The organism is Chryseobacterium jejuense (genome assembly GCF_900100075.1).
Taxonomy (GTDB): domain Bacteria; phylum Bacteroidota; class Bacteroidia; order Flavobacteriales; family Weeksellaceae; genus Chryseobacterium; species Chryseobacterium jejuense.
On sequence record NZ_FNEG01000002.1, the window covers coordinates 335901 to 348109 of the forward strand.

8 protein-coding genes are annotated in these 12209 nt (G+C 36.6%); 2 read left to right on the forward strand and 6 right to left on the reverse strand.

The features are described 5' to 3' along the window. Positions 1-12: 12 nt before the first annotated feature. The 6 genes from BLS98_RS07085 to BLS98_RS07110 form a co-directional block, all read right to left on the reverse strand. Positions 13-2241, reverse strand: coding sequence for a GH92 family glycosyl hydrolase (locus BLS98_RS07085; RefSeq protein ID WP_089734983.1), 2229 nt, complete (start codon positions 2239-2241; stop codon positions 13-15). Between the two features lie 122 nt (positions 2242-2363). After that, positions 2364-3335: a glycoside hydrolase family 130 protein gene (locus BLS98_RS07090; protein WP_089734985.1), complete on the reverse strand. Its 972-nt coding sequence runs from the start codon at positions 3333-3335 to the stop codon at positions 2364-2366. A 35-nt stretch (positions 3336-3370) separates the two neighbouring features. Next, positions 3371-4669 (reverse strand): MFS transporter, encoded by a 1299-nt coding sequence (locus BLS98_RS07095; protein WP_089734987.1) that lies wholly within the window; start codon positions 4667-4669, stop codon positions 3371-3373. Positions 4670-4824: 155 nt separating this feature from the next. Continuing rightward, on the reverse strand, positions 4825-6462 hold the full coding sequence (locus BLS98_RS07100; RefSeq protein WP_089734990.1) for a SusD/RagB family nutrient-binding outer membrane lipoprotein: 1638 nt from the start codon (positions 6460-6462) through the stop codon (positions 4825-4827). Between the two features lie 15 nt (positions 6463-6477). Next, entirely contained in the window at positions 6478-9438 is a 2961-nt protein-coding gene (locus BLS98_RS07105) for a SusC/RagA family TonB-linked outer membrane protein (RefSeq protein WP_089734992.1), read from the reverse strand. A gap of 512 nt (positions 9439-9950) precedes the next feature. Continuing rightward, the gene (locus BLS98_RS07110; RefSeq protein ID WP_089734994.1) at positions 9951-10829 is read right to left on the reverse strand and encodes an AraC family transcriptional regulator; all 879 of its coding nucleotides are present in this window, start codon (positions 10827-10829) and stop codon (positions 9951-9953) included. Positions 10830-11065: 236 nt separating this feature from the next. On the opposite strand from BLS98_RS07110, the gene BLS98_RS07115 reads away from it, so the two are divergent. Continuing rightward, positions 11066-11482: an OsmC family protein gene (locus BLS98_RS07115; protein WP_089734996.1), complete on the forward strand. Its 417-nt coding sequence runs from the start codon at positions 11066-11068 to the stop codon at positions 11480-11482. A 117-nt stretch (positions 11483-11599) separates the two neighbouring features. After that, complete coding sequence (locus tag BLS98_RS07120) at positions 11600-12205, forward strand: TetR/AcrR family transcriptional regulator (RefSeq protein ID WP_089734997.1); 606 nt, start codon at positions 11600-11602, stop codon at positions 12203-12205. Positions 12206-12209 lie beyond the last annotated feature (4 nt).

Consider the following 12209-nt stretch of genomic DNA (forward strand, 5'->3'; position numbering starts at 1 on the left):
TTTTATTAGTCTTTATTTTACAGGCTTACTTCCCATTACAAATCTCAGTTCGCCACCGTTCATGATATCACTGTGGTTCAGCTCCCAGCTTTTGTACTCTTTCCCGTTCAGGAACATTTTCTGTACATAGATATTTTTATCTGAAATTTTATCTGCAACTACTGTGAATGTTTTCCCATTTTCCAGCTGTAATGAAGCTTTTGGGAATTGAGGAGCTCCAATGGCATAAACCGGTTTTCCTGGCGTTACAGGATAGAATCCTAATGAAGAGAAAATATACCATGCTGACATTTGTCCGCAGTCTTCGTTATTCACAATTCCATCCGGTTTGGCTGCATACATATTATCACGGATGTATTTTACCATTTTCTGAGTCTTATAAGGGCTTCCGGCATAATTGTACAGATAAGGAACATGATGTCCCGGCTCATCTCCAAATCCTAAAGATCCGATGAATCCTGAAATGTCCACATGCTGCTCTCCTTCCATCTTAAGATCTTCAGAAAATGTCTTATCCAGTTTTTCTTCAAATCCTTTCTTGCCACCATACAAATTCATCATTTCATCAATCTGATGGGGAACAAAGAAATCATAAGCCCAGATATTTCCTGAAACCCAATGTGGCTGAAGCTTTTTCCAGTCATTAAGGGTAAAGTCTGCTAAGAATTTACCATCTTTCTGCCTTGGCCAAAAGTGATTATTTTCTTTATTAAACGTATTCAGGAAGTTCATTGAACGTTTTTTATACACTTCTGCTTCATTTTTCTTTCCTAGCTTTTCTGCCAGCTGCTGGATACACCAGTCGTCATAAGAATATTCTAAGGTTGCAGAAACAGAAGCTCCGTTTTCTGAAGGGGTGTAGCCTAATTTAATATAATCGTTAAGACCTCCGCCTCCATCGCTGCTGCTCATTTTATCAGTAAGAGAAGCATCTTTCATGGCTGCAAATGCTTTTTCAGCATCAATACCCGGAACTCCTTTTGAAATAGCATCCCAAATCACGGACGCACTGTGATAACCTAACATACAGAAATTATCATATCCACATAGTTCCCAAATTGGCATGTGATCCTTACGATCCGTATATCTGCTGATAAGAGAGTTGGCAAATTCTTTAGTATGTTTCTGGTCCATAATGGTCAGTAACGGGTGAGTTGCTCTGAATCCGTCCCAATAAGAATAAGTACTGTAGTTGGTAAACCATTTCGTATTCATATTTTCCTGAGCAGCTACATAGTCTCCGTTCACATCCATATAAAGGTTCGGAGCGATAAATGTATGGTAAACCCCTGTGTAGAATATCTTTCTCTGATTATCTGTGCCTCCGGTTACCTGAAATCTTCCAATAAGATCTCTCCAGGTCTTTTGTGCGGTTTCTTTCGCTTTTGCAAAATCCACATTTTTTGCTTCTGTATCAAAATTTTCCTGAGCATTTTCTGTACTTACAGGAGATAAAGACACTTTCACTTCAATACTTTCCTGATCTTCAGTAGCGAATCTTACAAAGGCTTTAGCATCTTTAGCCAATGCAATTTTTTCGTTGTCTTTTATTTTCCCTTCAGCATAAACCCCATAAGATTTAAATGGTTTGGAAAACTCCATCACGAAATAGGCAAATCTCTTCCCGCCCCAGCCATTGCTGTAGCAATATCCTTTGATTTTATTATTCCCTTCTACACTTACCAACGTGTGATAGATATTTCCGAAGATTTTATTCGTAGGATCAATAATAATATTGGCCTCATCCGTCTTCGGGAAGGTATATTTATGGAACCCTACTCTTGGAGAAGTCGTAAGTTCTGCTTTAATTCCATAACTATCTAGCATTACAGAATAATATCCCGGTACTGCAGTCTCTTTATCATGAGTGAAAGTTGAACGGTATCCTGTTTCAGGCTTATCTTCTGACCCCGGAACCATTTTTACCTGCCCTACTGTTGGCATTACCAGAATATCACCAAGATCTGCCCAACCTGTTCCACTAAGGTGGTTATGACTGAATCCCATAATCGTTTTACTGCTGTAATGATATCCGGAACACCAGTCCCAGTCTCCACTTTTGGTATTCTGATCCGGGCTCAGCTGAATCATTCCGAATGGTGTAGTAGCTCCCGGAAATGTATGTCCGTGTCCCCCTGTTCCAATGAACGGATCTACCCAGGATAAAACATCGTTTTTATTTTGGGCATTCGCAATGGAAATCAGCGAGGTAAAAAAACAGATCAGCAATTCTTTTTTCATGATAAGAGAGTATCAGGGATTTTTTAATTTAAAAGTTTGTTTAAAAATATGAAAACCATTACAAAAATCCCAAAAAGGAGAGAAATTAAACTATTTATCATATTTTTTTAATCTGGGTCTATCTAGATTGAATTCTTTTTCATAAAATCAATAATTTCTGAAATATATCCAAAGGCAATAGCCACTACAGTATCGGCTGCGCCATAATATACTGTTACTTTGTCTCCTTCCGTTAAGGCCGCACAAGGGAAAACGACATTAGGAACATCTCCTGCCAGTTCATATAGCTCTGCAGGAGCCAATAAATATGGTTTTGTTCTGTACAATACTTTTGAGGGATCTTCAAGGTCAAGCAAAGCTGCTCCCATAGAATATCTAAACCCGTTACAGGTATTGATAACTCCATGATAAAAAAGCAGCCATCCTTCTTCTGTTTTAATAGGAACCGGCCCGCCACCAATCTTCGTGCATTGCCATGCGCTGTCTGCAAAAGGAGTAACTTTCATCACGCAACGGTGCTCGCCCCAATACTTCATATCAGGACTATAGCTGATATAGATGTCTCCGAATGGGGTATGTCCATTATCACTAGGACGGCTCAACATCGCATATTTACCATTGATTTTTTCCGGGAAAAGAACTCCGTTTCTGTTGAAAGGAAGAAATGCATTTTCACATTGGAAAAATTCTTTAAAATCAAAAGTATATCCAATTCCGATGGTTGGTCCGTTGTATCCGTTGCACCATGTGATCCAGTAACGGTCTTCTATAAAGGTAACGCGTGGATCATATTTATAATCGGATTCAATCATATCGGTATTTCCGGCCTGCATTTCAATAGGATCATGGTTGATATCCCAATTGATTCCATCTTTACTGAACCCTGCGAAAATGTTCATCTGCACGGCTTTATTGTCGCAACGGAACACTCCGGCAAAACCATCTTTAAAAGGAATTACGGCACTGTTGAATATACTGTTGGAGGTAGGTATTGCATATCTGTTAATGATCGGGTTTTCGGAAAACCTCCACATGATATCATTACAATCTTCCGGGCGATCCTGCCAAGGAATCATTACTGATTGAGCTGTCATAAAGTATTTTTACTTTTTTATTTAAAATTTGTTTATTAATTGATTGGTTCTTCTTTCTGATTTTCTGAATACGGGAAAGGAACAAACAGGGTGACAAGAAATGCAGGAATTGTAGCAATCAGCACCCAGATAAAGAACATTTTATATCCAATCCAGTCACTAATCATCCCACTGAACATTCCCGGAATCATTACTCCCAGATTCATAATTCCTGTGGCAAAGGCATAATGGGCTGTTTTATGTTTTCCGGGAGCAATCTGTTGCATCATATAAAGCATTAGCCCCACAAAACCGAATCCATAGCCGAAGTATTCTACCACTACAGCAACTCCTACGGGTAAAAGATCAATTGGCTGATAATAAGCTAATAATGCATATACCACAAATGGAATATTGAATGCACAGCACAGCCATATTAAAGATTTTTTTAATCCGCGGGCTGAAATAAAATATCCAGCTAAAACAGATCCCAGAATAAATGCTGCCGAACCATATGTTCCATAGATAAGCCCGATATCTGAAGTTGATAATCCTAGTCCTCCTGAAGTTCTTGGTGCTTTAAAAAATAAAGGTGCAATTTTGATGGCAAAACCTTCTGCAAAGCGGTACAGGATAATGAACAGGATACACCACAGTATCTTCTTTTTGGTAAAGAAAGAGGTAATGACTTCCAATAATTCTGCACGGACATTTCCTGCAGTCTTTTCATCTTTCTGAACCTCTTTATCTTCTTTAGGCAAAATCAGATAGTGATAAATGGCTAATGCAAAGAATAATAATGCATAGATTACCATGATAATCATCCAGGCATGGGTAACACCTTTTGTTTTTTCTAAAACTCCGGCCACATACACTAAAGCTCCACTGCTGATAATCTTAGCAAGGTTATAAAATGCGCCCTGCCAGCCAATGTATTTAGCCTGTTCCTTATTGCTAAGAAAACCAATATAAGTTCCGTCTGCTACTACATCATGGGTAGCTCCACAAAATGCAACTACGGCAAAAAGAGCAATACTGTATTTGAAAAAGTCATGCATAGGCAGACTTAATGCAACTAGAGCAAACAGAATTCCTATGGCAAACTGGGTAGCAACAACAAAGAATTTTTTAGTTTTATAGATTTCCAGAAAAGGGCTCCAGAGTGGCTTTAACGTCCATGAAAACATGACAAGAGCTGTCCAGAAAGTAATCTGTGAATCCGAAACGCCCATATCTTTATACATGATTCCTGAAACCGCATTAATGGTTACAAAGGGTACACCCATTGCAAAATATAATGTGGATATCCAGAGAATTGGCTGAATCCGACGGGTTCCGGAGTTGTTTTTTCCCATATTTAAAAATAAAATTCAAAAAGAAAAAGAGAACATCTCAAGGTTCATTCCAGCTAAAAACGAAACTATAAATTTTTTGAAGGTCCTACGCCTACCTCCTGCCTGAATGATTATCCTTTATGAGATGTCTCTGTATTGTGTGTTTTGCCTGTTGATTATTTTTTATCCCACCAAAGCTTGGTTCCTCCGTTATCTGGGCCACCTAGTTGCTGAACAGCTTGTGCGTAATTAAAAGTGGAATTTTTTGTATCATTCGTGAACGGAATTCTTCTAATCATCTGATCTGTACTGATTAATCCGCCACTATCATTTTTTCTGACTTTGAATAAAACCGGATATCCTGTTCTTCTTTGTTCAGCCCATGCTTCAGGACCATCCGGATAAAGAGCCAGCCATTTTTGAGTGATGATTCTTTCAAGTTTCTTTTCGTTAGAATCGCTGTTGTTCCAAGCAATTGTAATGGTACTTAATTGAGAATCTCCGGAAAGGATGTTATTGGCAGCATTTTTAGGATCAATATAAGGAGCTTCTGTAGAAACAGCGTCCGCCAAATAAGCCGTTACATCAGAACTTTTACCCCATTCCCCAAAAGATTGACTGACACCCGCTTGATAATTAGCTTGTGCATCACCTGCCCCAGAATACCCTCTCAAAGCTGCTTCAGCTTTTAAAAACCAGGTTTCAGCAGCAGTAAATAATTTGAATTTTCCATCAGTACCAGAGAAATAATCTCCACTAGCAGATCTTGCAGCAGGTTGGGAATAACCACCATAGGTTGGTTTCCCATTAATTAAATCAATTCCTTGACGTATTCCTATATATTGTGGTTTACCACCTACAATTGTTGCCGGATCTGTTGCCGGATTAGCGTACGCAGCAAGCCTGGGATCTTTAAAGCCATTCATATAAGCCATTATTGGAGCACCTATATAACAGTCACCCCACGAATAGATAATAAAACTTAATTCATGCTGTCCAACACTTATCAATGCATTGTCTGCATTATCAGAGATTAATCCTGCGGACGAAGCAAAGACTTCCTCTGCATATTTTTTTGATTTTGCCGGATCAGCATAGCTCATACGCAAAGCAAATCTCAGTTTAAGAGAGTTGGCTAATTTTGCCCACTTGGCGATGTCTCCACCATAAATCAAATCTGCTTTTTTCACAACAGTTTTATCTTCTACATTCTGAGTTGCGGGAGTATTTTGTACTTTTTGCAAATCAGAAATAGCGCTAGTAAGGTCATTAATAAAATTGTTGTAAGCGTCCTGCTGAGAATCAAAATCTGTAATCCCATTTGCATTAGGAGTATCATATTTACTATATACTACAGGCCCATGGCGATCTGAAACTCTTGCCGCTGTAAGAATTTTTAATATTTTTTTAACTGCAAAAGTTGCTGTGAAATCTATTCCGGGATAGTTGTATTTTGCCGCGTCATCTATGACAATAGAATTATTAAAAACATCACGCTGTCTTGCAATGATTCTATTGTTCCAGCCATCCATCATTAAATAAGTAAGATTATTCGTTCCTCCATTAAACTGTGATGCTGTACTAAACATTCCACTAAACATATCTGCGTTGAGATTGGTCGCTAATTGGTAATCTGACTGAAAACCTCTTTGGATGTCTTTCATAGGATTTACAATGGCTGTAAAATCTGCATAAAAATTTTCCGGACCTCCAACTTTCTGCTGATTAAACTCTTCAAAGTCTCCGATACAACTGGAGGCAGAAAAAAGCACGGCTACTCCAAGTATATAAGTTTTAATATTAATTATTTTCATTGTTGTATTATATATTTAGAAGTTAGCTTTTAATGATAATCCGATAGATCTTGTAATAGGTATACCAAAAGAATCTACTCCTACACCACCGGGTGTGTTTCCTGAAACCTGTTCAGGATCAAATGGTGCTTTTTTATAAAAGAAAAATAGATTTGTTCCCACTATACTTACCGTTGCATTCCTTAGGTAGCTAGATTTGATATCAAAAGTATATCCTATAGATGCCTGACGCAGCCTTACAGTGGTCGCACTATAGATATAGGCTTCATCAATTCCTGCTCCTTCCTGATTTGCTCCTACCGCTTTATAATAAGCTTGTGCATCAGTTAACCCAGTATAGGCAGCGCCTGCATTTGGTGTTCCTGGTGCATATACCGCATTCGGAATAGAGACTCCCCCAGCATCTCTGGCAGAAGCACTGTTCTGACTTACCCCAAGCATATCATTTGCTTTTTCTGTAAGAGATAGGACTTGACCGCCAAATTTTCCATCAATCAGAAAAGAAATTCCCAGTTTTCCAATATTAAAAGAGTTATTAAATCCTAACATAAATTTAGGATTAGGATTCCCTAAATAACCAATTTGTTTATCTGCCATAGGTTTTCCATCAGCATCTACTAAAATTCGCCCCTGATCATCTCTCAAAAATTTAACCCCATAGATGTCTCCGAAAGATCCGCCCAACTTAAGTTTTGTATAAACACCACCACCCGTAAGTGCAAGAAGCTGATTTTCAAGACCACTAAGCCTAGAAGGGAATAATTCTACAATTTTATTTTTGTTTGCAGAACCATTTAAATTAGCCGTCCAGCCAAATTTTTCCGAATCAAATATTTTATAGGATAGAGAAGCTTCAAAACCTGTATTTTGTATTTTTCCGGCATTTATATAATAGGAACCGGATGGTAAACCTCCTAAGTTAGAGTCAATATTAAGTGCTAAAAGCTGGTTGGAAGCATTGGAATTGTAATAGGTGATATCAAAACTTAAACGGTTTTTAAACAATCTTAGTTCAGTTCCAGCTTCAAAAGTCTTATTAAGTTCTGGTTTTACAAATAATTCCTTGTAAGCAGGATTTGTTACAAGTGAATATTTAGGTTTTACAATTTGACCAGCATCAACATTGTATCCATAAACACTATTATATGGAATCATAGCCGTTGTTAAATTTGCGGGCAGTCCTAATCCTACTGTAGCATAGGACCCTCTTATTTTCCAAAAGCTAATGGTTTCAGGAAGTTTAAAGATTGAAGATAATACAGCGTTAGCACCCACAGATTCATAATCATATCCACTGGTTCCTGTATAAGCCAAAGTGGAATCCCAGTCATTTCTAAAAGTCATATCCACAAAGAACATATTCTTATACCCCAAGGATGCACTTGCAAAAATCGACTGTATTTGTTTTTTGGTACTGTAGCTTATATTATGAAAACCATCTCCTACTCCTCTATCTACATTCCACTGCAGATTACTGATGGTAAATAAATTTGGGATCGCTAAATAAGCATTATCAATTTCAGTTACTGTATTTCTTGAGGTATTGATACTTCCACCCACCGTAAAATCTAATGAAATATCTTCGCTTAATTTTGGACTCCCTACTAATAAAACATCACCATAAGTAGAAGAGTTTTCGTATTTGTTTTGAAGAAATCTTCCATTTTCTCCATTGCTCGTTATCAGAATTGGATCCGAATAGGCCGAAACACCTCTTTGGCTATCTGTAATATTCCAGCTATAGTTCCCTCTTACTCTCGCTGATAGCCACGGATTGATTTGATAGGCCAATGATAAAGCACTATATGTATTTTTGTTATTAACAGCAACTTTATTTCTGTTTAATACCCAATAAGGGTTTTGTGTTGCAGGATTACCATTAAATTTTCCATCTGCTCCTATAGCCCACCAATTCTGAGCAGGTAATAATCTTTTTTTGTCTATAAAAGAATAGTTACTATTATTATATTGATCAAAATCTACTCCTCTTGGCAACCAGTATAAACTCACTAACGGTGAAAAAGAAATACCAGGAGTCTGTCTGTTGATACTATTTTGTATAGAACCAATAAAATTAGCATCCAATGTTAATTTATCATTCAGGTATTTACTGGAATTTCTAAAGGAGACATTGTACTGATCGAAATACGAAGAAGGAACAATCCCTTTATTAGTGGTATTTCCTATGGAGAAATAATTCGTTGATTTTTCGGTACCTGATTGGAAAGAAAGGCTATTAACCCATGTTGTACCAGTTTGTAAAAAATCTTTCAGATGATCCTTAGAAGCTCCTTTCGCACCCCAGCTTTCATTGGATAGACCAGGTGTTTGTCCAGAGACTGAGGGGTCATAAGACAGATAACTATGCTGTAATTTAGGAAGACTATATGCCTGATCTACTGTAAAACTAGTATTGTAACTTATAGAGCTTTTACCTACTTTTCCTTTTTTAGTGGTAATCAGAATAACACCATTTCCCCCAATAGAGCCATAAAGTGCGGAAGCGGAAGCTCCTTTTAAGAAGTTGATGCTTTCAATATCATCTGGATTGATGGAACTTAAAACATCTCCCGCATCTGGCATTGTAGAATATTGGCTGGCCTCAGCAGACTTCCCAACACTGTTAATAATGGGAATACCATCTATTACATATAGAGGCTGACTGCTACTTGCTGATTTATTTCCTCTCATTAAAACCCTAACCGAGCTTCCTACACCGTTAGTTCTATTGATCTGTACATTGGAAACTTTTCCACTGATGGAGTTTAAAAAATTGGGCGTTTTTACTTCCGTCAGCTCATCTCCGCCAATCTGCTGGCTGGAATAAGTAAGAGCGCGGGCCTGCCTTTTAATCCCCAAAGAGGTGACTACGACCTCCTGAATATCGGTTGTCTTAGTAGTGTCGGCCGCTTTTTTTTCCTGTGCAGTGGCAGAAAGGGAAAAAACAAATAGAACCGGTATAACTGCTTTTCTCATAAGGTTTAGATTAGTTAGATTTAATTGAGAATCAATGACATTACTTCAGATTTTAATACCCAAAAGTTTATTGTTTTTTTAGCAACCTTTTGCAGTTTATGTATTAAATTATTTAAAGTTTTGTTAAGATTTAATTCACATTAACAAATCTAAATTTTGTGAACAGTCTGATATAATACTATTTTATCATAAAACGATATTATTTTTTCAGCCGATTAATCAAACTATAAATAACAACCTGTTTATCAACAAATTAAAACAAAATCAAAACAATCAAAAAAAGGAGAATTATTTTATGTTTTTTTATTTTGAATAAGAAAAATACAATCTAGAAATTGACCGTATTTTGAAACAGAAAAGTGAACAATAATAGAGCTGAACATCGGTTTTAACATAGGGTCTCTTCACTCCACTTCTGAATTACGTTCGCAGGCCTTCCGTCTGTATTCAGAATGACAGAAGGATTTTATGAAAAACTTTCAAGCAGTAAAAAAGAAATATCTGAAAAGAAATTATTCAATCTTTTTTACCCCTTTAAATTGTTCTCTAAATTCGGTTGGAGTCGTCTTTTTGATAGATTTAAAGACTTTATTGAAATTAGCAATATTGTTAAAACCGGCTTCAAAAGCAATTTCAAAAACGGTAAGATTTTTTTCCATCAACCAGCGGGCAGCATAACTTATTCGGATCTCATTAAGGTAATTGATAAACGTTGTTCCCGTTCTTTTTTTAATGAATCTGTTGAATGTCACATTACTCATATTCACCAATGAAGCTACATTATCCAGGGTTATTTTATTCTCAAAATTCTTATGAACAAAATCATGGATAACCTTCATTTTATCATTATCATCAAAAGTTTCAGAATCAATGCTGTAGGAAGACAAAAGTATCTTATTTTCTGCAACCGCCAATTCATTAAGAATCTTCATAATTTCTATAAAAGATTCAAAGCTATTCATCTTGGAAAGGTTGAGAAACGAATCTTTTAGTTTTTCAGCCGTTTCTGTAGAAAATAAAATGCCTTTAATTGAATCCTTAATCAGGTTATTAATAGGTTTCAGGATGTTTTTCTGCATCAGTGCCTGATTAAAAAAGTCCTGATTAAACTGTATGGTAATTTCGTGAGTCTTTTTGTATTTGCATTTATAATTTGCCCAACAATGTGGCAAGTTGGGGCCAATCAACACTAATTCCAGATCTCCAATTTCACCTGTATGATCTCCAATCATCCTACGATATCCTTTACCTTTGTACACAAAGTTAATTTCAATCTCCGGGTGATAATGATAGGGAAAATCAAACGACTCTTTAATCCTGTCAAATACCAGAAAACTATCTTCGGGAGATAGTGGAGTTATTTCTCTAAGAATATTTTCTAGTCCGTTCATGCAGGCATTTTTGAAAAAGGGTTAAAATATCGTTCGCAGTACAAATATTTGTAAATTTGATGAAATAATATCAATGTAAAAATATATTTGCTGTTTTTTTCACTTCATTTTGGTATGCATATCAGAATAAAATCCGGCTTCTTTAATTTAATATACTTCAAGCAATGCTTTTTCGTATCTTTATACAGAACAATTTTTACATCAACATTCATTAATATTAATTAAAACCCAACAGTATGAGACGTAATGCAACAGCCGTTTGGAACGGTACCATTAAAGAAGGAAAAGGACATATCACTACGCAAAGTACAACTTTAAATCAGACTCAATATTCTTTTAACAGCCGTTTTGCAGATGGTGTGGGAACCAATCCGGAAGAATTACTGGCCGCTGCCCATGCCGGATGTTTTACGATGAAATTAAGCGCTGAGCTTTCCCAGGCAGGTTACGCTCCTGAAGAATTAACGACCACTTCAGTAATCACCCTCGATCCAAGCATTGGAAAAATTACAAAGTCTGAATTAACCCTTACCGCAAAGATTCCCGGAATTTCAGAAGAAGAATTTCAGAAATATGCCAAGATCGCAGAAGAAGGATGCCCTGTAAGTGCAGCCTTCAACTTTGAGATCACTTTGAATGCCACTTTAGCTTAAGAATGTCATTTATAATACAATAAGTCTGAGTTCCTTAATGTTCTCAGACTTCATTTTTAAATAAAATATACCATTTGGTATATTTTTGTATATTTGTATTACAATTAAGCATTTAAAATGTCAAAGGCAGAAAAGACAAAACAATTTATTATTGAGAAAACAGCTACTTTATTCAATACTAAGGGCTATAATGCTACATCCTTGTCTGATATTACCCAAGTAACCGGACTCACCAAAGGAAGTATCTATGGAAACTTTGAGAATAAAGATCAGGTAGCTATAGAAGTCTATAAATACAATGCCGGACTGTTGAGCAAAGTAATGAACCATTCACTTGGAGATCAATATCAAACCTCAACAGAAAAACTCCATGCTTTTGTAACATTTTACAGAAAAAACTGGCGTTCAGTTTTTTCAAACGGAGGATGCCCGCTGATGAATGCGGCTACAGAAGCTGATGATTCTTTTCCTGCACTTAAAAATTATGTTCAGAAATCATTTACATTATGGACAGAAAAAATAGCTGCTGTAATTGTTCAGGGACAGAAAAACAGTGAATTGAAAGCTTCAGTAAATGCTGATGAATACGCCTCTCTTTTTATCATGCTTATTGAAGGTGGAATTCTTCTTTCAAAAACTATGGATGATGAAAAATTTCTAAATCAAGCTCTGGATAAGGTCAAAGATATGATTGACTATGAACTAACCCTCCTTCCATCATAAATTG